This window comes from Thioclava litoralis (assembly GCF_045278885.1).
GTDB lineage: Bacteria > Pseudomonadota > Alphaproteobacteria > Rhodobacterales > Rhodobacteraceae > Thioclava > Thioclava litoralis.
The window spans coordinates 841132-860870 of the sequence record NZ_CP135443.1; the positions used below are offsets into that span (position 1 = coordinate 841132).

General features: G+C 62.2%; 20 protein-coding genes and 1 other RNA gene. 12 read left to right on the forward strand and 9 right to left on the reverse strand.

Annotated elements, in window-relative coordinates; translation table 11 throughout:
- Positions 1 to 155 precede the first annotated feature (155 nt).
- The 3 genes from RPE78_RS04085 to RPE78_RS04095 form a co-directional block, all read right to left on the reverse strand.
- Positions 156 to 752: a hypothetical protein gene (locus RPE78_RS04085; protein WP_406721291.1), complete on the reverse strand. Its 597-nt coding sequence runs from the start codon at positions 750 to 752 to the stop codon at positions 156 to 158.
- 145 nt (positions 753 to 897) lie between these two features.
- Entirely contained in the window at positions 898 to 1809 is a 912-nt protein-coding gene (locus tag RPE78_RS04090) for a tyrosine recombinase XerC (protein WP_406721292.1), read from the reverse strand.
- Between the two features lie 12 nt (positions 1810 to 1821).
- Positions 1822 to 2565 (reverse strand): DUF484 family protein, encoded by a 744-nt coding sequence (locus RPE78_RS04095; RefSeq protein ID WP_339108228.1) that lies wholly within the window; start codon positions 2563 to 2565, stop codon positions 1822 to 1824.
- 312 nt (positions 2566 to 2877) lie between these two features.
- Between RPE78_RS04095 and RPE78_RS04100 the strand changes: the two genes are divergently transcribed.
- The gene (locus RPE78_RS04100) at positions 2878 to 3084 is read left to right on the forward strand and encodes a hypothetical protein (protein ID WP_339108229.1); all 207 of its coding nucleotides are present in this window, start codon (positions 2878 to 2880) and stop codon (positions 3082 to 3084) included.
- A 92-nt stretch (positions 3085 to 3176) separates the two neighbouring features.
- Here RPE78_RS04100 and fsa read toward each other — a convergent pair whose 3' ends face one another.
- Entirely contained in the window at positions 3177 to 3830 is a 654-nt protein-coding gene (gene fsa, locus RPE78_RS04105) for a fructose-6-phosphate aldolase (protein ID WP_339108230.1), read from the reverse strand.
- Positions 3831 to 3980: 150 nt separating this feature from the next.
- Here fsa and RPE78_RS04110 point away from each other — a divergent pair, with 150 nt between their 5' ends.
- On the forward strand, positions 3981 to 6170 hold the full coding sequence (locus RPE78_RS04110) for a primosomal protein N' (protein WP_406721293.1): 2190 nt from the start codon (positions 3981 to 3983) through the stop codon (positions 6168 to 6170).
- 26 nt (positions 6171 to 6196) lie between these two features.
- Here the strand turns inward: RPE78_RS04110 and RPE78_RS04115 are convergent, their stop codons facing one another.
- From RPE78_RS04115 to RPE78_RS04135, 5 genes are all read right to left on the reverse strand, one after another.
- Complete coding sequence (locus RPE78_RS04115; RefSeq protein WP_406721294.1) at positions 6197 to 7174, reverse strand: glutathione S-transferase family protein; 978 nt, start codon at positions 7172 to 7174, stop codon at positions 6197 to 6199.
- Entirely contained in the window at positions 7164 to 7979 is an 816-nt protein-coding gene (locus tag RPE78_RS04120; RefSeq protein ID WP_406721295.1) for a VOC family protein, read from the reverse strand. Before RPE78_RS04120 ends, RPE78_RS04115 begins: the two co-directional genes overlap by 11 nt.
- Positions 7980 to 8045: 66 nt before the next feature.
- Positions 8046 to 8504 carry a DoxX family protein gene (locus RPE78_RS04125; RefSeq protein WP_339108234.1) on the reverse strand — a complete coding sequence of 153 codons (459 nt, stop codon included), beginning with the start codon at positions 8502 to 8504 and terminating at the stop codon, positions 8046 to 8048.
- Between the two features lie 131 nt (positions 8505 to 8635).
- Positions 8636 to 9175, reverse strand: a complete 540-nt coding sequence (locus tag RPE78_RS04130; protein WP_406721296.1) for a hypothetical protein — start codon at positions 9173 to 9175, stop codon at positions 8636 to 8638.
- Between the two features lie 62 nt (positions 9176 to 9237).
- Positions 9238 to 10020 carry an SDR family NAD(P)-dependent oxidoreductase gene (locus RPE78_RS04135; RefSeq protein ID WP_406721297.1) on the reverse strand — a complete coding sequence of 261 codons (783 nt, stop codon included), beginning with the start codon at positions 10018 to 10020 and terminating at the stop codon, positions 9238 to 9240.
- Between the two features lie 178 nt (positions 10021 to 10198).
- Between RPE78_RS04135 and ffs the strand changes: the two genes are divergently transcribed.
- From ffs to RPE78_RS04185, 10 genes are all read left to right on the forward strand, one after another.
- An RNA gene (gene ffs, locus RPE78_RS04140) (signal recognition particle sRNA small type) lies at positions 10199 to 10297 on the forward strand.
- 171 nt (positions 10298 to 10468) lie between these two features.
- A complete protein-coding gene (locus RPE78_RS04145) occupies positions 10469 to 11683 on the forward strand; it encodes an efflux RND transporter periplasmic adaptor subunit (protein ID WP_339108237.1) in 1215 nt (404 codons plus the stop codon).
- A 10-nt stretch (positions 11684 to 11693) separates the two neighbouring features.
- Positions 11694 to 13628, forward strand: coding sequence for a MacB family efflux pump subunit (locus tag RPE78_RS04150; protein WP_406721298.1), 1935 nt, complete (start codon positions 11694 to 11696; stop codon positions 13626 to 13628).
- 62 nt (positions 13629 to 13690) lie between these two features.
- Positions 13691 to 15550: a DNA polymerase III subunit gamma/tau gene (locus tag RPE78_RS04155; protein WP_406721299.1), complete on the forward strand. Its 1860-nt coding sequence runs from the start codon at positions 13691 to 13693 to the stop codon at positions 15548 to 15550.
- Between the two features lie 29 nt (positions 15551 to 15579).
- Complete coding sequence (locus RPE78_RS04160) at positions 15580 to 15924, forward strand: YbaB/EbfC family nucleoid-associated protein (protein WP_339108240.1); 345 nt, start codon at positions 15580 to 15582, stop codon at positions 15922 to 15924.
- A 4-nt stretch (positions 15925 to 15928) separates the two neighbouring features.
- The gene (recR, locus tag RPE78_RS04165; RefSeq protein ID WP_339108241.1) at positions 15929 to 16528 is read left to right on the forward strand and encodes a recombination mediator RecR; all 600 of its coding nucleotides are present in this window, start codon (positions 15929 to 15931) and stop codon (positions 16526 to 16528) included.
- The gene (locus tag RPE78_RS04170; RefSeq protein ID WP_406721300.1) at positions 16529 to 16903 is read left to right on the forward strand and encodes a TfoX/Sxy family protein; all 375 of its coding nucleotides are present in this window, start codon (positions 16529 to 16531) and stop codon (positions 16901 to 16903) included.
- 58 nt (positions 16904 to 16961) lie between these two features.
- Positions 16962 to 17627 carry a glutathione S-transferase family protein gene (locus RPE78_RS04175; RefSeq protein ID WP_339108243.1) on the forward strand — a complete coding sequence of 222 codons (666 nt, stop codon included), beginning with the start codon at positions 16962 to 16964 and terminating at the stop codon, positions 17625 to 17627.
- Complete coding sequence (queG, locus tag RPE78_RS04180; RefSeq protein WP_406721301.1) at positions 17608 to 18678, forward strand: tRNA epoxyqueuosine(34) reductase QueG; 1071 nt, start codon at positions 17608 to 17610, stop codon at positions 18676 to 18678. The genes RPE78_RS04175 and queG overlap by 20 nt, the downstream gene beginning before the upstream one ends.
- 30 nt (positions 18679 to 18708) lie before the next feature.
- A complete protein-coding gene (locus RPE78_RS04185; RefSeq protein ID WP_339108245.1) occupies positions 18709 to 19650 on the forward strand; it encodes a DMT family transporter in 942 nt (313 codons plus the stop codon).
- Positions 19651 to 19739 lie beyond the last annotated feature (89 nt).

Sequence of the window (19739 nt, forward strand, 5' to 3'; positions counted from 1 at the left end):
TCATGCCGCAAACGCCCCGTTCGATCAAGCAAAGACATAGAAACCCAAGTCTCTTCCTGAAACTGTGGCGCAATCGCGCCGACCGTCACGCCAGCGGATAAAGAAGGGCGGCAGGGCCGCCCCTCCCGTTCAAGCCATGTCTATCGGGCCAGACCTCAGCCCTGCGACACGTCTCCCAGCGTTTCTGCCAGAAGTTGCTCGAACTGCTGAACACGACGCATGTCATCCTGCACATCCGCCGTCTCGGCATCCTCATTGGCTGACTCTGCCAGAGATTCGACCAAAGATTGCGCAGTCGAAACGCCGTCTTCATCATCGGAAGGTGGCGGGCCCGGTGGTGGGCCCATCATGCTGGCAACGCTGCTTGTGCTCTCTTCGGTTCCCGAAACGGTCTCGCCACTGATCGAGGCATCATAGGCCGCCTGCTCCATGGTCGACAGCTCGCCATCGCCATCAAGATCGAAGACCTCTTCGTCGCTGGTCAGCGTGGTGGAGCTTGTCGTGGAGGACGAGGACGAGGTCTCGCTCGTATCGCCAAACAGGGAAACAAAGAGGGATTCGGTATCAGCGCCACTGCCAGACGAGGCGGGAGGCGCCGGAGGAGGAGCCGCAGAAGCCTGCGTTTCCTCTACGGTTGTGCTATCGTCGTCTTCCGTTGTCGTCGTGCCGGCCTGTAAAACCTGCAAACTCGACGCAACGCCTACACTACCGGCAAGGGTTGATACGTCCATAATGCGTTCCTTTCTGAACATGAAACGTATCCTAGGTCTGCGCCCGCAAAATGAATGAAACCTTTCCAGAACATGGTTAACCCATCGACTTTCCTGATCGGAAGCCGGTTTACAATTAAAACTTGACCTAACGATAACGGAAGACCGCCCAAACAGCGCGTTCCTATCAGCGCCTCGGATGGGCGGCGCGGTAGACCTCCATCAGGCGCGCCTGATCAACAGCGGTATAGACCTGCGTGGTGGCAAGGCTGGCATGACCCAGCAGCTCCTGAATGGCCCGCAGATCGCCCCCCGCACTCAGCAGATGGGTGGCGAAACTGTGCCGCATGGCATGTGGCGTCGCCGTTGCAGGCAAGCCCAAGGCCATCCGCGCCTGCTCCATCGCCTTGGCAATCAGCCGTCCGTTCAGCGCCCCGCCCCGCTTCCCGCGAAAAAGGGGCAGATCGGCCGCGACCGGATAGGGACAGAGCCGCAGATAGCTTTCCACCGCCGCGCGGGCAGCAGGCAAAAGCGGCACCATCCGTTCCTTGCGCCCCTTCCCCATAATCCGCAGACTATCGCCCAAAGGCAGATCGGCCCCGGTCAGCGACAGCGCCTCGGAGATCCGCAGACCACAGCCATAGAGCAGGGTCAGCACGGCAACATCGCGCGCGGCCACCCACGGGTCCTGCGCCTGAAGATCCACCTGCGCGATCATCGCGACCGCCGCATCCTCGGCCAAGGGGCGCGGCAATTTGCGCTGGAACCGTGGCGGACGCACCGAAAGCGGTGCCGTCGCATCGAACCCCTCGCGATCGGACAGCCAGCGGACAAAGCTTTTGACCGAAGACAGCGCCCGCGCCAGCGAGCGCGCCGACAGCCCCCGCCCCCGCTCATGCGCCATCCATGCGCGCATATCGGCCGTGCTCAGCCGTGCAAGACGTGCCACCCCGAGCGACTCGCCCTGATAGACATGCAGAAAGGTCAAAAACCCCCGCAGATCACTGCCATACGCGAGAATCGTCTGCTCTGATGCGCCCTCAAGCCCGCGCAAATGCGCAAGCCAGCGCTGCATCGCATCCCGCAGGGCGTCCGACATTCCAAGCATTTCCTACCCCAGAAACCGTTGCATCATACGTTCGAAAACGGCACCGAAAAACCCAAGAAGCTCCGTCCCCTGTGACAGCCTGAACCGCTGGGGATCGACAGATCCCAGCACCAGCATGGCCGGCAACCGCCCCCTGCCCAGATCCAGCGCGATCACCGCCTCCGAGAGGATCTCCCCGACCCTGCCCGATCCACAGGCATGAACAGGGCTTCCCGCCGGAACGACCCTGCGCAGCACGACACGCTCGGGCACAGCCATTCCTGCGGCGCGCATATATTCACCGGCAAAGCCCGGTTCGGCCAGACACAGGACATTCCCCAGATGCCGTAACGCCGGATCAGCCTCGGAGTGATGGGTTTCCAGCACCAGCCGGAGGGTGTCGACCTCCAGAATCTCTGTCACCTCGCCCTGCAGCGCCTCCAGAAACCCGCGAAAACCGGAGGGCTCCGGATGGGAGGGGACCCGATCGAACGGCCCCAGAAGCGCCAGCACCGCACGATGCACCTGAGTGGTGCCGGCAAGGTTGTCATAGGCGGCAGCGATGACCGAGCGATGGGTATCCTCGAGCCGGTCGAGCCGCATCTCGAGCCGCCGCAGCGCAACCGATCGCAGGTCGACAACCCTATCATCCCGCGCGGCTCCGCCCGCCCCGACAAGCACCTGCATCACGGCAGGATCATCCAGAACAAGGTCTGGCTCGGACAGAATTTTCTCGCGTAGAATTTGCGCCAAACCGGCCTGTGTCATCGCAAGCATCCCCAGATTTCAAGACCTTAGGCGAATATATCAAGTTCTTGCTATTTTCCCAAGGGGACCGTGCAAGACTGTTTCAGGAATATTATCATATATCACCAAAATTGGTTATTTAACCCGAATCCAGAACGGCAAATGATATTTTGGGGTTACTCTCTTCCAAATAACGAGTTACATAAAACAATCATGCTTAGTTATTCTATTGCAGATATCCGGCTCCGCTTGCAGGAGCAGCTTCGGCGGATCGGGGTTTCCATGCGGCAGGCCTCTATCAGGGCTGGAAAATCCCCGGGATATCTCCATTCCGTGCTCAAGGATGGAAACGATCCGACCATCAGCAGCCTGACCGAAATCTGCCATACCAACGGGCTGAACCTGCCTTATATACTGTTCGGTGTGCATATCGATGACGAGGCGGAAACGCTGCTGCGTCTGGCCCAGACACATCCGAACCGCCGTCACGCGCTGATGACATTGCTGGGCGACCCCGCCTTGCCGCAGGATCTGGCCTGAAACCACCCGCCCCTGTTCCGGTCTTTCGCACATACCGGCGCAGGAAAAAGGGGCCTTCCGGCCCCCTTCCCACCGATCTTCCTCTTGGAGGATCAGATGATTTTCTGGCCGGTTTTCGCCCAGTCCGCCATGAACTGCTCGAGCCCTTTATCGGTCAGAGGATGCTTGACCATCCCCTTGATCACGGCCGGCGGCGCGGTGATCACATCGGCCCCGATTTTCGCACAATCGGTGATATGGTTGACCGAACGGATCGAGGCCGCGAGGATCTCGGTCTTGAACTCGTAATTGTCATAGACGGTGCGGATGTCTTCGATCAGCTCCAGACCATCAAGGTTGATGTCGTCCAGACGCCCGATGAAGGGCGAGATGAAGGTCGCGCCCGCTTTGGCGGCAAGGATCGCCTGTGCGGCAGTAAAGCACAGCGTGACATTGACCATGTGGCCTTCGGATGCGAAAGCCTTACACGCGGTCAGACCGTCCCAGGTCAGCGGAACCTTGATCGCGATATTGGGGGCAATCTTGGCAAGTTTCAGACCTTCTTCGATCATGTCCTTGGCTTCGGTGGCAACCACCTCTGCCGAGACCGGACCGGTGACCATGTCGCAGATCTCTTTGGTCACTTCGAGGATATCGCGCCCCGATTTCATGATCAGCGAGGGGTTGGTGGTCACGCCATCGACCATGCCGAGGTCGTTGAGTTCCTTGATGGCGGCCACATCGGCCGTATCGACGAAGAATTTCATGAGTTTCCTCCAGATGGGCAGGTGCGGCACTGATAGCGCAAAACCTCTGGCCGCGAAAGGGTGGTTGTCGCGCATTCGGGGGGCTCTGCCCCCCTTGGCCTGCGGCCAATTCCCCCCGGGATATTTGGGGCAGCTGGAAAGGGGGGCCGCATGAGCGGGCAGGACTGGTTTACGGACGGGGCGCGGGTCTCGGTTCTGACGGCGGAGCCGGTCGGGCGGCCACTGGATTATCTGGCGCCTGAAGGGGGCTGCTGGGCGGGCGCCTTTGTCATGGTGCCTTTGGGGCCGCGCAAGGTCTTGGGCGTTGTCTGGGGGGCGGGCGATGGGGATTTTGCCGCGGCCAAGTTGCGGCGCGTTTTACAGGTGATGGATGTGCCGCCGATGAAGGCAGAGATGCGGCAGTTCCTGATGAGGATGGCCGCCTATACGATGACGCCCCTGCCGCAGGTTTTGCGGCTGGCCACCCGTGCGCCGGGGCTGTTTGACGCGCCGGGGCTGCGCAAGATCTACCGTCTTGGGTCGGGCGAGCCGTCGCGGATGACCGATGCGCGGGCGCGGGTGTTGGAGGTTTTGCGCGACCATGGCGGGGCGGGCTTTCAGTTGGGAGAACTGGCCGCTTTGGCGGGGGTGACGACATCCGTGGTGAAAGGGATGCTGACCTCTGGCGCGGTGGTGGAGGCTGATGTGCCGCGCGATGCGCCCTTTGCGCGGCTTGATCCGTCCTTGCCGGGCAAGGTGCTATCCGAGGCGCAAAGGGCCGCTGTGGCACGGCTGGAGGATGGGTCTGGTGGGTTTGCGCCGGTTTTGCTGAAGGGTGTGACGGGCTCGGGCAAGACGGAAGTGTATCTGGAAGCGGTGGCCGATTGTCTGCGGCAGGGGCGGCAGGCTTTGGTGCTTTTGCCCGAGATTGCCTTGTCATCGGAGTTTCTCGCCCGTGTGGAGGCGCGGTTTGGCGCAAAACCGGGCGAGTGGCATTCCGGCGTGACCCAGACCGAGCGGCGGCGGTTGTGGAAAGCCACGGCCTCGGGCGAGGTGCAGATGGTGGCGGGGGCGCGTTCGGCGCTATTTCTGCCCTTCCGTGACTTGGGGCTGATCGTGGTGGATGAGGAGCATGACACCTCCTACAAGCAGGAGGAGGGTGTGTTGTATAACGCCCGCGATATGGCGGTATTGCGGGCATCCCTGTGTGGGGCGCAGGTGGTTCTGGCCTCGGCCACGCCATCGCTTGAGACCTGGGCCAATGCCGAGAGCGGCAAATATGCGCGGGTCGATCTGGGCGCGCGGTTTGGCGCCTCCAAGCTGCCCGAGATGCGGCCCATCGACATGCGCAACGAGAGCATCGAGAGCCAGCACTGGATCGGCCCGACGTTGGTGGGCGCGGTGATCGAGCGGGTGCGCCGTGGCGAGCAGGCGATGCTGTTTCTCAACCGTCGCGGCTATGCGCCGGTGACGATCTGTCGGGCCTGTGGGCATCAGATCGGCTGTGACCATTGCGATGCGCGGATGGTGGAGCACCGCTTCATGAAGCAGCTTGTCTGCCATCAATGCGGCGAGACGAAACCGATCCCCACGCAATGTCCTAATTGCAAGGTCGAAGGCAAGCTGGCACCCGTTGGCCCCGGTGTCGAGCGTCTGGCCGAGGAGGTGCGCGAGCGGTTTCCCGACAGCCGGATGGCAGTGCTGTCGTCTGATCTGTTTACCACCGCGCGGGCGCTGAAGGAGGCGATCTCTGACATTGCCAATGGCGGGGCGGATATCATCATCGGCACGCAGATCGTGGCCAAGGGGCATAACTTCCCGAAACTGTCGCTGGTGGGGGTGATCGATGCCGATCTGGGGTTGCAGGGGTCCGACCTGCGCGCCGCCGAGCGTACTTTCCAGCTGATGCGGCAGGTGGCGGGCCGTGCGGGCCGCGCCGAGACCGAGGGGCTGGCGCTTTTGCAGACCTATCAGCCCGAGCATCCGGTGATCCGCGCGATTCTGGGCGGCGATGAGGAAGCCTTCTGGCGCGCCGAGGCCGCCCAGCGTCAGGCGCAGCACGTGCCGCCCTATGGGCGTATGGCGGGGATTATCCTGTCGGGGCCGGATCTGAAGCCGCTGTTTGACATTGGCGAGGCGCTTTCGCGCCAGTCGGGACCTTTGCGCGAGATCGAGGCCACCGTCTATGGCCCTGCCCCCGCCCCTGTGGCACGCGTGCGCGGGCGGCACCGCGTGCGGCTGCTGGTGAAGGCCGACAAGCGGGCACCTTTGCAAGCGGCCCTTGCGCGTTGGGTGGCACAGGTGCGCCTGCCCAATAATGTGCGCCTTGCGATCGACATCGACCCGCAAAGCTTCATGTAGGGCAAGGTTTCATGTGAAACGGTCCCTTAGCGCCCGCGCGCCTCGGCCAGCAGGCGATAGCTGTCTTCTGGCCCCTTCGGCACGATACGCGGCGGGTTAAGCCGTTTGATCGCATAATAGCCCGCCTTGATGTGATCCAGATCGACCGTCCCGGCCACGCCCGGCTGGTTCAGCATCCGCACCATATGGGCGTAAAGCGCAGGGTAGTCGCGCAGCATCTTCAGGTTGGTCTTGAAGAGCCCGTGATAGGCCACGTCAAAGCGGATCGAGGTGACGAAGATCCGGATATCGGTCTCGGTCAGGCGATCGCCGTGAAACCACGGGCGGCCATCCGACAACACGGCTTCCATCCGGTCCATCTCGGCAAAGACACCGGCCACGGCCTCGTCATAGGCCGCCTGAGAGCTGGCAAACCCCGCCTTATAGACCCCGTTATTATAGGCGTCATAGATGCGGGCAGACGCCTTGGAGATCTCTGTCTCAATATCCTCGGGGCGCAGGCACGGGGTCTCGGGGGCAAGCCCTTCGAAGGCTGCGTCGAACATACGGACGATATCGGCGCTCTCGTTATTCACGAGGCTATCGGTCTTCATGTCCCACAGCACCGGAACCGTCGCGCGGCCTGTATACTGCGGATCGGCGCGGGTGTAGAGCTCGTGCAGATAGGTCGCGCCATGCAGCGGATCGGCCTCCGCCCGCTGGAAGCCGCCAAATTCCCAGCCCTGATCGCCCAAGCGCGGATTGACGACAGTCACCTCGATGAACGCCTCCAGCTTCTTCAGCTTACGGGCCATCAATGTGCGCGAGGCCCAGGGGCAGATATAGGCCACATACAGACGGTAGCGCCCGGCTTCGGCCTTATAGCCGCCCTGCCCCGTGGGACCGGCCGACCCGTCCGGCGTGATCCAGTTGCGAAACCCCGAGACCTGTCGCACGAAGCGTCCCTTATCATCGGATTTCTGCACCGGCTGCCAGTCTTCGGTCCATGTGCCATCAACGAGCATTGGCCATCTCCTTGGCTTTCAGTGTCACCGGCAGCCCCCAAGGGTCCACCAGTGTGGCAGCACCGCCCAGCGCCGCCAAGGCTTTGGCCTCACCGCGCAGGGTCAGCCCCGACAGGCCGGTGGCGGGGCGCGAAACAGCCCCTGCGCCCCGCGAATTCCAGATGTTGGTGGCGATATGGTGGTGATAGCCGCCCCAACCGAAGAACTTCGCTCCCGGATAGTCGTTCATCACCGAAAGCCCCAAACGCTCGCCATAGAACTCCATCGCGGGCGCAAGCCCACCCACCTGCAGATGCACATGGCCGATGGTCATCCCCTTGGGCGCCCCCGACCATTTGCCCGAACGCTGGTTGTGCAGATCCTGCAGATCCAGCGGCTCGGTCACCATATGGATTTGGTCGCCCATGCGGATCCACTGGTCGCGCGGGCGGTCGACATAGACCTCGACGCCATTGCCCTCGGGATCGGCCAGATAGATCGCCTCGGACACCGAATGGTCGGATGCGCCCTGCAAAGGTGCCCGACGCGCCACCGCATTATCCAGCCAATCGGCAAGCGCACGACGCGAGGGCATCAGGAAGGCCGTGTGGAACAGCCCCGCCTCGCGGTGGCTGGCCTTGCGGGCCGCACGATCCGCCCGCAACTCGACCAGCACGCGCCCGTCCGCGCCATAGCGGGCCACCGTGCCATCCGATGACAGACGCGCCAGACCCAGCACGTTTTCATAGAATGCGCCCACGGATTTCAGGTCGCGGACCGTGAGGGTGACATGGCCGACCTCGATCGGTGCATCACTCGTTGCCATTTCAAACCTCCTGCCACCCGCGTCGCGTTACAGGATGCGGGGAAAGCGCCCCCGCAGTCCAAGCTATCAGCGACGGAACAGGCGATGCGTCGGGAACAAGGCAGCCGCGCCATCCCCCAGCAGGGCCATCATGCCCATGACGGCGGCCCACATTACCGGATATTCCCAGCCGCCACCGGCATTGGAGAAGGTGAAGCCATTGGCAATATGGGCGGCCATCGCAGCCCCCAGAAGCAGCGGCACGAAGAGCGCCGAAACGAGACGCGGCAACAGGCCGAAAATCAGGGCCAGACCACCAAAGAACTCCGCCGTCATGGTCAGCAGACCTACCCAGCCCGGCAGGCCGAGGCTCTGGAAGTAGCCGGCGGTGCCTGCGGGGGTGAAGATGAAATATTTGATCAGCCCGTGGGTTACGAACAAAGCCCCCGTCGTCAGGCGAAGCCCCAGAATGCCTAGCGGGGCAAGGCGGCTGGTGGTGTCAGGCTTGGCCGGAGCGGCTGCGTTATCGAGTGCGATATGTGCCATTGTCTTCTCTCCATCATCCGGCAGATCCGCCGGAAGTATTGCGGGCCTCCCGTGCTGGCCCTTTCGATGAAGACACTATGACGTCGATCATTTGCCAATAAAATGATCTATAAAAGGAAACACTATCGCTATTATGTTCCTAAACAACTCCGTTTGATCGCAGCCAGCATCCTTTTGCGGATCAGACCGCTGACCGGCCGGATCAGATACCAATAGGGGGTTAGCCGCACCTTGGCCGCACCATCCAGACAGTAGATACGCGTGCGGGTGGTCAGGCGGGGGCGATTGTCGCCCTCAACATGGAAATGCATCACCAGCTTGACGGAACCGGCCCGGTCATAGGCGTGAAGGGCGGCCAGATCGGGCAGCGGGTCCTGACCGTAGCGCGCCTGCCAGAACCGTCCGACCATCCCGAAAACCGCCTCGTCGGGGCCCTGAGCCAAAGGCGTGAAATGCGTCAGATCGAACGGCTTTTGCGCCACAGGCTTGCCTCGCAGGCGCCCGATCAGCCGTGCGGGCAACTCCCTGAGGGTGATGGCCCCACGAATGAAACCGTCCTGTCGGGGATCATAGGCCAGTGCCTCTGCCAGTATCCGCTCGGCAGGGGCCGGAATGGAAACCGAATGGGTTTCCTGAAAATGGAACTCGGGAAGAATGTCATCGATAATCATATGAATCTCCGCTGCGGATTGTACGTTACAATCCACAACGGAACACCGGATTCAAGCGGCGGTTACACCTCGATCGAGCCCACCGAGCCACCATCGACCCGCCAATTCGCTCCGGTGACAAAGCTCGCCCTTTCCGAGCACAGAAGCGCGATCACGGGAGCGACCTCTTCGGGCTTACCGCGACGCCCCAGCTTCAGGAAGGGACGTTCTTCCTTCAGGAAGCTCTGGATCGCCTCGTCCTTCGACACGCCAAGCTCTTTCGAACGTTTCTCCATCATCCCGTCGGTCATCGGGGTTTCGATGAAAGCAGGGGCCACACAATTCGCCATCACCCCCTTGGAGGAATGCGCCAGCGCAATGGATTTCGAGAAGCTCAGCAGCGCCGATTTCGCACAGTTATAAACGGTTTCATCCGCATAGGGCTGGGCGACATTCTCCGAGGTCACAAAGACCATCCGTCCCCAACCGCCCCTGATCATCGCGGGCCCGATATGGCGGGCCAGACGCACGGCAGACAGGAAGTCGATATTCAGCGCCTCGGCCCAATCCTCTTCCGTCATCTGTAACGGATCGCCCTTGGCCCCCGTCACACCGGTCGCATGAACCCAGATGTCGAAATCGGTGCCGATTGTGTCGATCAGCGCGTCCACCCCTTCGGGTGTCGAAAGATCGGCAGCCACGGCCTTCGCCCCCAGCGGCTCGGCCACGGCATCAAGCTTTTTCTGATCGAGATCGGTCAGGACAAGATCGACCTTTTCCTCGGCCAGAAGCTTGGCGGTCTCGTGCCCCATGCCCCCCGATGCTCCGGTAATCAGCGCGCGCCGTCCCCTGATGTGCAGATCCATGTGCAATTCTCCTGATTGAATGCTGTCGACGGGCCAACGCCCCCGCCCCCGCCCGCTGTTCCAAGAGAGCCGATCACGCGCCCGCGAGGCCGCCCGCAAGAATGCGTAGCGAGGGCGCGTGGCAATGACCTCGAAAACAAGGCTTGCGAAAGAGGCGAAGATTTTCTATATGCCCCCTTGAGAGGTTGGCGCGGGCGAGCGCCTCGCCAACCCGGTCAGGTCCGGAAGGAAGCAGCCGCAACGAGCCCCGCTTGGGTCGCTGTCCAGCCTCTCACCTAATTCCCCCACAGCTTCAGTTTCTCTTCAGGTCCATCACCGAAGGTGCCGCCAGATGTCGGCGGCGCAAGGATCAGCTGATATTTGCGTGAAGGCGCAAATTTATCAGACAGAATATAGCCCGTCCGCCGTTGAAGCATAACAAGACGAATAAGTTAGTGGACCGGGCCGTATGACGCAAAGACTGAAAATCACTCGCGCGAAGCTGATATCTCTTGCAGGTATCCTCCTGATCGCGGCAGGCGTTTTTGCGTGGTTCCACAGCCATAGCAATGCCGCTCAGGAGAGCGAGGTGCAGACCGTGACCGTCGCGCGCGCCAATGTGCAGAAGACGGTTCTGGCGACGGGGCTTATCGAGGCGGATGATCTGGTTTCGGTCGGGGCGCGGACCTCGGGGCAGATCGAGACGCTGGCGGTGGAGATCGGCGATACGGTCAAGTCCGGTGATCTGATCGCCCAGATCGACAGTCTCGAACAGCAGAACACGGTGGCGCAGGCCAAGGCCGATCTGGACGAGATCGATGCAGAGATCACCTCGAAGGAAGCCGAGATCAAGGTGGCGCAACTGGATGTCACGCGCCAGACGGGGCTGAATTCGCAAAAGCTCTCGGCCACCTCCGATCTGGAAACCGCGCAGGCCACGCTGGATATGGCCAAGGCGGGGCTGGTCTCGTTGCAGGCACAACGCGCCCGTGCGGTGATCGAGGTCTCCTCTGCCGAACTGGATCTGGACCGTACCAAGATCACCGCGCCGATTGACGGAACGGTGGTCGCCATCGTCAATGGCGAGGGCACCACGGTGAATGCCAGTCAGGATGCGCCGACAATCGTCAAGCTGGCCAAGCTCGACAAGATGCAGATCAAGGCCGAGATCTCCGAAGCCGATGTGATCAATGTCAAAGCGGGCCAGAAGGTCGAGTTCTCGCTGCTGGGCGATCCGGACAAAACCTATTCGGCCACGCTCGACAAGGTCGAACCGGCCCCCTCGTCGATCGAGGATGACGACGATATCGATACCGATAGCGCGATCTATTACGATGCCCTTTTCACCGTCGACAATCCCGACGGTCTGCTGCGGATCGGCATGTCGGCCAATGTCACGATCATCATTGACGAAGCCGATGACGCGCTGACCCTGCCGGTTTCCGCCCTGCCGCCAAAAGGGCCGGATGGCAAATACCGCGTGCAGGTCATTGGCGCGAATGACAAGCACGAGATGCGCGCGATCACGGTCGGGCTGGAGAACTCGACCACGGCGGCCATCACCGACGGCCTCTCCGAAGGGGACAAGGTCGTGCAGATGACCGCGCCCACCGGCCCGCCCCCTTCGGACAATTCGCAGCGGCGCGGCGGTCCGGGCGGTGGCCCGCCGATGATGGGCATGTGAGGCACAGACCATGGCATTGATCGAAATTTCCAATATCCGCCGCGCCTTCGCGGCAGGCGATCAGGAAGTGACCGTTCTGCATGATATCGACCTCAGCATCGAGGCGGGCGAAATGGTGGCGATCATCGGGCAGTCCGGCTCGGGGAAATCGACCCTAATGAACATTCTGGGCTGCCTCGACCGTCCGAATGGCGGCAGCTACCGGTTTGACGGTGCCGAAGTCGGCCAGATGTCGGATGAGGAACTGGCCGAACTTCGCCGCGCGCATTTCGGCTTCATCTTCCAGCGCTACCAGTTGATGCCCGAACTGGATGCCGTGGAAAATGCCGAGATCCCCGCTGTTTACCGTGGCATGTCACGTGGCGCACGGCGCCAGCGGGCACAGGATCTGCTGACACGGCTGGGGCTTGGCGACAGGCTCGGCAACCGCCCCGGCGCACTGTCGGGCGGGCAGCAACAACGGGTCTCGGTGGCCCGCGCCCTGATGAATGGCGGCGAGGTGATCCTTGCTGACGAACCGACCGGCGCTTTGGACAGCCAGTCCGGCAAGGACCTGATGGCGCTCTTGCAGGAACTGCATGCCGAGGGCCATACCGTCATCATCGTGACCCACGATCCCGAAATCGCGGCCCAGACCGAGCGGGTGATCGAAATCCGTGACGGGTGCATCATCGACGACACCCGCAAGGCCCCGCTGCGCCAAAGCACAAGGATGACACCGCCGCATGAGGGCGCAGGCGGCATCGGCGTCTGGCTCGACCGGCTGCGCGAGGCCGCCCGCATGGCGATGAAATCCATCGCCGCCCATAAGCTGCGGTCCTTCCTGACCATGCTGGGCATCATCATCGGCATCACCTCGGTGGTCTCGGTGGTGGCTTTGGGCAATGGCTCGCAACAGAAGGTGCTGGAAAACATCGCCTCTATCGGCACCTCGACCATCTCGATCCGTCCGGGCACGGGCTTTGGCGATAGGCGTGCCAATCGGGTGGAAACACTGGTGGGCGGCGATGCCACGGCGCTGGAAAGCCTGTCGCTGGCGCAAAGCGTATCGCCGGAAGTTTCGGAAACGGCCAATGTCCTGCATGGCAATGTGACGGCCTCCGCCTCGGTCAACGGGGTAACGGCGGGCTATTTCGACTTGGGCGCCTATAAGGTGACCAAGGGGGCGGTGTTTGACGAAAGCGATGTCACCAACCGCACGCAGGTCGCGGTGCTGGACACGGACGCCGCCGAGACCTTCTTTGGCACCGACAACCCCATCGGCCAGCGCGTGCTGATCGGGCGCATCCCGCTGCAGGTGATCGGTGTGGTGGAAAGTTCGGGCGCAAGTTTCGGGCCGCAATCGATCAAGATTTTCACCCCCTATACCACAATGATGGTGCGGGTGACCGGCGCCGACACGGTGGATTCGATCACCGTTCAGGTCAATGACGGCTACGATATGGATCAGGCCGAAACCGAGATCAGCAACCTTCTGGAACAGCGCCACGGCACAGTGGACTTCTTCCTGACCAACTCGGACACGATCCGCGAAACGATCCAATCCACCTCGAAGACGCTGACCTATCTGATCTCGGCCATCGCGGTGATCTCGCTGATCGTGGGCGGGATCGGGGTGATGAACATCATGCTGGTCTCGGTCACCGAGCGCACCAAGGAGATCGGCATCCGTAAAGCGGTGGGCGCGCGACGGTCCGATATTACCGCGCAATTCCTGATCGAAGCGGTGATGGTCTGCATATTAGGCGGGGCGCTGGGGGTCGGGCTGGCCTTTGCCATTGGCGAAGTTATCGGCATTCTCTCACCCAGCACGCGGCTGGTCTATTCCGGCACGACCATTGCTGCGGCCTTCACCTCGGCCACGCTGATCGGGATCATCTTCGGCTACCTGCCTGCCCGCTCGGCCTCGCGGCTGGATCCGGTGGTGGCGCTTGCCCGAGAGTGAGTGATCACACCTTGCCCGCGGGCGGCCCAATCCCTAGATTGGCGCCAACCAAAGGAGAGGCCATGACAGACGCGATGGGAACCGACGCCCCCGAGAAAGGCGGCTATCAGGTTCTGGCCCGCAAATACCGCCCCGCCACCTTTGCCGATCTGATCGGTCAGGAGGCGATGGTGCGCACCCTCAAGAATGCCTTTGCGGCGGACCGGATCGCGCATGCTTTCGTCATGACGGGCATCCGGGGTGTGGGCAAAACCACCACCGCGCGGATCATCGCCAAGGGGCTCAACTGTATCGGGCCGGATGGCAAGGGCGGCCCTACGACCGAGCCTTGCGGGGTCTGCGAGCATTGCCGCGCCATCGCGGAAGGCCGCCATGTCGATGTCATGGAGATGGACGCAGCGTCCCGCACCGGCGTCGATGATATCCGCGAGATCATCGAAAGCGTCCATTACCGCGCGGCCTCGGCCCGCTACAAAGTCTATATCATCGACGAAGTGCACATGCTGTCCACCAATGCCTTCAACGCGCTGTTGAAGACGCTGGAAGAGCCGCCTGCCCATGTGAAATTCATCTTTGCCACCACCGAAATCCGTAAGGTTCCGGTGACAGTCCTCTCGCGCTGCCAGCGGTTTGACCTGCGCCGGATCGAGCCAGAGGTGATGATCGACTATCTCTCCAAGGTGGCCGCCAAGGAGAACGCCCAGATCAATGCCGATGCGCTGGCGCTGATTGCGCGGGCCGCTGAAGGCTCGGCGCGGGATGCGATGTCGCTGATGGATCAGGCCATCTCGCATGGGGCGGGCGAGACCACCGCCGATCAGGTCCGCGCGATGCTGGGTCTGGCCGACCGTGGTCGCGTGCTGGATCTGTTCGACATGATCCTGAAGGGCGATGCCGCAGGCGCGCTGACCGAGATCGCGGGCCAATATGCCGATGGTGCCGACCCGATGGCCATTCTGCGCGATCTGGCCGAGATCACGCATTGGGTCTCGGTCATCAAGATCACGCCCGATGCCGCCGAAGACCCGACCATCCCGCCGGACGAGCGCGACCGCGGCATGGGCATGGCCGAGAAGATCCCGATGCGGGTGCTGACCCGCCTTTGGCAGATGCTCTTGAAGGCGATCGAAGAGGTCTCTTCCGCGCCCAATGCCATGATGGCCGCCGAGATGGCGGTGATCCGTGTGACCCATGTGGCCGACCTCCCCGACCCCGAGGCGCTTTTGCGCCGCATTCAGGATGGGCCGGGTGTGACCCCGCCCAGCGGCGGCGGCGGTGCGCCTGCAGGTGGCCCCTCTGGTAGCATCGGCGGCATGGGTGGCCCTGCCCCCTCGGGAGGCCCCGTGCATGGCCCCACCATGTCGGGCGAGGGTCAGGTCATGGCGATCCACCCCTATGCCACCACGATGCGCGCGCGCTTTGGTCAGCCCATCGTCGCGGCGGGCAATCTGGCCGTAGCACAAAAGCCCTCGGCAGAAGAGGCGCTGGCGCGGTTTGATACTTTCGATAAGGTCGTGGACCTCATCCGCCGGATGCGCGACATGACGCTTTTGCTGGATGTCGAAACCGGGCTGCGCCTTGTGCGCTACCGTCCCGGCCTGATCGAGTTCCAGCCCGCCGAACGCGCGCCGAAATCGCTGGCCGCCCATCTGGCGCAGCGGCTGCAGAACTGGACGGGTCAGCGCTGGGGTGTGTCGGTCGTCAATGAGGGCGGTGCCGAGACCATCGCCGAGATGCGCGACGCCGACCGGCGCATCGCCGAGAAGGCCGCAATGGATAACCCCCTTGTGCAGGCGATCTTTGCCACATTCGAGGGCGTGAAATTCGAGAAAATCATCTCGTCGGAAGAAATCGCGCAGGAGATGGAAGACACCGTCCTGCACGAGGTCGAAGACGAATGGGACCCTTTCGAGGATCATTGATCCCCGAGATCACTTCAGGAGATTACCCTATGTTCAAAGGTTTGGGCGGTCTTGGCGATATGGCCAAGATGATGAAACAGGCGAAGGAAATGCAGGAACGCGTTCAGGGCCTGCAAGAAGAGATGCAGAAGATCGAGGTCACCGGCGAATCCGGCATGGGTCTGGTGAAGGCGCGTGCGGCGGTCTCGGGGGATCTGCTGGGGCTGGATATCGACCCCTCGATCCTTGTCGCCTCGGAGAAAGAGGTCGTCGAAGATCTGATCCTTGCCGCGATCAAGGATGCGCAATCGCGCGCCAAGGCCCGCGCTCAGGAAGAGCAGAAGAAGATGCTGCAGGATATGGGTCTACCGGCCGATATGAACCTGCCGATCTGACCTGATGGCCGGACCCCGCGACGAAATCGAGGCGCTGATTGCGCTGATGTCCCGCCTGCCGGGGTTGGGGCCACGCTCTGCGCGGCGTGCGGTGCTGCATATGCTCACGCGGCGCGAGGGGCTGATGGCCCCTCTGGCGCGCGCGATGGGCGAGGTGGCCGCCCATGCCCGCGAATGCTCTGTCTGCGGCAATATCGGAACGGCCGAGATCTGCGAGATCTGCGCCGACCCCCGCCGCGCCACGGGCGAGATCTGCGTCGTGGAAAGCGTGGCCGATCTTTGGGCGATGGAACGCGGTCAGGCCTTCAAGGGCCGCTATCATGTGCTGGGCGGCACGCTTTCGGCGCTGGATAGTATCGGCCCCGAAGAATTGGGCATCCCCAAGCTGATCGACCGCACCGGCGCCGAGGGTGTGACCGAGGTGATCTTGGCGCTCAATGCCACGATCGAGGGGCAGACCACCGCCCATTACATCGCCGAGGCGCTTGAGGCGCAGGAGATCAACGTCAGTACTCTGGCCCAAGGGGTGCCGATTGGCGGCGAGCTTGATTACCTTGACGATGGCACCATCGGCGCGGCCCTGCGCGCACGGCGGAAGTTCTAGATGCCGGTCTCGCCCGATATCGAGCTGTTCCTGCGCGAACAGCTTGAGGGCCGCGTCCATACGAAGCGGATGTTCGGCGGCTATGGCGTCTATACGGATGTGAAATGCGTGGCGTTTTTGCTCAATGACGCGCTGTTCCTGCGCCCCCTGCCTGAAATCCGCGCCTATATCGAGGGCACGGGGCATGATCTTGTCATGGATGGTCCGGTGAAGGGCGCGAAAAGCTATTACCGGATTGACCCCGACCTATGGGAGGATGGCGACTGGCTGATGGGGCTGATCCGCACGGCCCATGAGGTGATCCCCGCCCCCAAACCCGCCGCCAAACCCAAGGCGAAACCCAAGAAGACGCACCGCGAATCAGGCAAGGATTGAACCGCCCCGCATTCCCGCGTATCACCGGAGCTGCCCCCAACCGCCACAAGAGGTGAAGATGAACCGGCTCTATCACATGACGCTATCGCCCTATTGCCGCAAGGTGCGCCTGACGCTTGCGGAAAAGCGCATGGAGGTCGAGCTGGTCGAAGAGCGCTATTGGGAGAAATCGCCCGAATTCATGCGCCGCAACCCTGCTGGCAAAGTGCCGATCCTGCGCTATGAGGGCATGCTGATGACCGAGAGTCAGGCCATCTGCGAGTTCCTTGACGAAATCGCCCCCGAGCCGCGCCTGCTGCCGCAAGACCCGATGGGGCGCTATGAGGTACGCCGGTTGTGCAGTTGGTTCGACGACAAGTTCAACGAAGAGGTCAGCGGGCCGATCATGAACGAGCGCGTCTGGAAGAAGGTCCGCAAGGAAGGCTATCCCGACAGCCGCACGGTCAAGGGGGGCTTGGCCGCGATCAAATATCATATCGATTACATGGACTGGCTTCTGAATGAGCGCCGCTGGCTGGCTGGCGACATGATGTCTCTGGCCGATTTCACCGCCGCCGCCCATCTGAGCTGTCTGGACTATATTTCGGATGTGGATTGGAACCGCTCGCGCAATGTGAAGGACTGGTACGCGAAGATCAAATCGCGCCCTGCCTTCCGCTCGCTTCTGGCCGATCAGCTTCCGGGGATGCGGCCCAGCCCGCAATATGCCGAGCTTGACTTCTGATCCTCTCGTTGCCCTCAAGGCGCGCCTGAACGCACAGGCGCTGGCCGAGGGGTTTTCCAAGATGGGCGTCACCCGCCCCGATGCGATCCCCGAGGCCATGAGTCGTCTGCGCGCTTTTGTCGATGCGGGCTATCATGGCGATATGGGCTGGATGGAAGAGCGGATGCATTGGCGCGGTGCCCCCGATGCGCTTTGGCCAGAGGCGCGGTCGGTCATCATGCTGGCCGAGACCTATACCCCCGATCACGACCCGCTGGAGGTCTTGAACCACCCCGAACAGGGCGGGATTTCCGTCTATGCGCAGGGCAAGGATTACCATGATCTGGTGAAAAAGCGCCTCAAACGCGTGGGTCGCTGGCTGATGGATGAGGCGGCAAAGCTCGGGGATGATCCGCAGATCAAGGTCTTTGTCGATACGGCTCCTGTGATGGAGAAACCCTTGGCGCAGGCAGCGGGTCTTGGCTGGCAGGGCAAACATACCAACCTGCTGGGACGCGATCTTGGGTCGTGGTTCTTTCTGGGGGCGATTTTCACAACGATCCCCCTTGCGCCCGATGCGCCTGACAGCAGCCATTGCGGGTCTTGCCGCGCCTGTCTGGATGCCTGCCCGACGAAGGCCTTTCCCGCGCCCTACCAACTGGATGCGCGGCGCTGCGTGTCCTATCTGACGATCGAGCATAAAGGCCCCGTGCCGGAAGATCTGCGTGCCATGATGGGCAACCGGATCTATGGCTGCGACGACTGCCTTGCCGCCTGCCCGTGGAACAAATTCGCGGCAGACGCGCGCGAGATGCGCTATCATGGCCCCCATCGCGCCCCTGATCTGGCAGAACTGGCGGCCCTTGATGATGCAGCCTTCCGCGAGCGCTTTTCGGGCTCGCCCATCAAAAGGATCGGGCGCAACCGGATGGTGCGCAATGTGCTTTACGCAATGGGAAACTCCGGCCAGAGCACATTTATTAGGCAAGCCAGCGCCCTGACGCAGGACCCCGATGAAACTGTGGCGGATGCGGCCAGTTGGGCATTGGAGCGGCTTACCAAGCCATGCTAGCCAAGCTTAGCATCCGAAGGACAGACCCCCATGCCCGACACACCTGACGCGCCGCCCTCCGCCCTGACAGGGATCTTGCTGAAGCTCGGATCGGTGCTGGCCTTCATCGTGATGTCCTCGCTGATCAAGGCCGCCGCCGATGAGGTGCCCGCCGGTGAAACGGTCTTCTTCCGGTCGTTCTTCGCGATTCCGGTGATCGTCGGCTGGCTGGCGCTACGCGGGCAGTTGCGCGTGGGCTTTCAGGTCGCCAGCCCGATGGGCCATTTCTGGCGCGGGATCGCGGGCACCGCCGCCATGGCGCTGAACTTTGCGGGGCTTGGCCTTCTGCCCCTTCCCGAACTGACCGCCATCACCTATGCAACCCCGCTTCTGGTGGTCATTCTGGCCGCGATGTTTCTGGGGGAAGAGGTCCGGCTGTTCCGCCTGAGCACGGTCGGGCTGGGGCTGGTGGGGGTGCTGATCGTGCTCTATCCCAATCTGGGCCATGTGGGAGACACCTCCGACAGGCAGGCGCTCGGGGCGATGATGGCGCTGACGGGGGCACTCTGCGCCGCCCTCGCACAGGTGTTCATCCGCAAGATCGTGCATACCGAGCGCACCTCGGCCATCGTCTTCTGGTTCACCATCACCTCGACGCTGCTTTCCCTGATCACCCTGCCCTTTGGCTGGGTCATACCCAGCCCCACCAATACCGCGCTGCTGATCGTGGCGGGGCTTCTGGGCGGTGTGGGGCAGATCCTGCTGACCTCGGCCTACCGTTTTGCGCCCGCCTCTATTGTGGCACCTTTCGATTATGCCTCGATGCTCTTCGCGCTGATCATCGGCTTTGTGTTCTTTGCCGAAATTCCGACCACCCTGACACTGGCCGGAGCCGCCGTGATCATCTTTGCCGGTATCCTCATCATCTGGCGCGAACGGCAGCTGGGGCTACAACGCGACCGCCAGCGCAAGGCCCAGACCCCGCAGGGATAAGGCCAAAGATGGTTTCCCTCTGATCAAGCAAGATTAAAAATAATTCCGGTGCGGACCTATTCCATGCTATGCTCTTGTCGGGGAAGGAG

Excerpts from the sequence above, each read along its gene's own strand:
- RPE78_RS04085 (WP_406721291.1), bottom strand. The coding sequence starts at position 752 with ATGTTCAGAAAGGAACGCATTATGGACGTATCAACCCTTGCCGGTAGT.
- RPE78_RS04155 (WP_406721299.1), top strand. The coding sequence starts at position 13,691 with ATGACAGACGCGATGGGAACCGACGCCCCCGAGAAAGGCGGCTATCAG.
- RPE78_RS04125 (WP_339108234.1), bottom strand. The coding sequence starts at position 8,504 with ATGGCACATATCGCACTCGATAACGCAGCCGCTCCGGCCAAGCCTGAC.
- RPE78_RS04175 (WP_339108243.1), top strand. The coding sequence starts at position 16,962 with ATGAACCGGCTCTATCACATGACGCTATCGCCCTATTGCCGCAAGGTG.
- RPE78_RS04130 (WP_406721296.1), bottom strand. The coding sequence starts at position 9,175 with ATGATTATCGATGACATTCTTCCCGAGTTCCATTTTCAGGAAACCCAT.
- RPE78_RS04160 (WP_339108240.1), top strand. The coding sequence starts at position 15,580 with ATGTTCAAAGGTTTGGGCGGTCTTGGCGATATGGCCAAGATGATGAAA.
- fsa (WP_339108230.1), bottom strand. The coding sequence starts at position 3,830 with ATGAAATTCTTCGTCGATACGGCCGATGTGGCCGCCATCAAGGAACTC.
- RPE78_RS04120 (WP_406721295.1), bottom strand. The coding sequence starts at position 7,979 with ATGGCAACGAGTGATGCACCGATCGAGGTCGGCCATGTCACCCTCACG.
- recR (WP_339108241.1), top strand. The coding sequence starts at position 15,929 with ATGGCCGGACCCCGCGACGAAATCGAGGCGCTGATTGCGCTGATGTCC.
- RPE78_RS04090 (WP_406721292.1), bottom strand. The coding sequence starts at position 1,809 with ATGTCGGACGCCCTGCGGGATGCGATGCAGCGCTGGCTTGCGCATTTG.
- RPE78_RS04095 (WP_339108228.1), bottom strand. The coding sequence starts at position 2,565 with ATGACACAGGCCGGTTTGGCGCAAATTCTACGCGAGAAAATTCTGTCC.
- RPE78_RS04115 (WP_406721294.1), bottom strand. The coding sequence starts at position 7,174 with ATGCTCGTTGATGGCACATGGACCGAAGACTGGCAGCCGGTGCAGAAA.
- RPE78_RS04145 (WP_339108237.1), top strand. The coding sequence starts at position 10,469 with ATGACGCAAAGACTGAAAATCACTCGCGCGAAGCTGATATCTCTTGCA.
- RPE78_RS04185 (WP_339108245.1), top strand. The coding sequence starts at position 18,709 with ATGCCCGACACACCTGACGCGCCGCCCTCCGCCCTGACAGGGATCTTG.
- RPE78_RS04150 (WP_406721298.1), top strand. The coding sequence starts at position 11,694 with ATGGCATTGATCGAAATTTCCAATATCCGCCGCGCCTTCGCGGCAGGC.
- queG (WP_406721301.1), top strand. The coding sequence starts at position 17,608 with ATGCCGAGCTTGACTTCTGATCCTCTCGTTGCCCTCAAGGCGCGCCTG.
- RPE78_RS04110 (WP_406721293.1), top strand. The coding sequence starts at position 3,981 with ATGAGCGGGCAGGACTGGTTTACGGACGGGGCGCGGGTCTCGGTTCTG.
- RPE78_RS04135 (WP_406721297.1), bottom strand. The coding sequence starts at position 10,020 with ATGGATCTGCACATCAGGGGACGGCGCGCGCTGATTACCGGAGCATCG.
- RPE78_RS04170 (WP_406721300.1), top strand. The coding sequence starts at position 16,529 with ATGCCGGTCTCGCCCGATATCGAGCTGTTCCTGCGCGAACAGCTTGAG.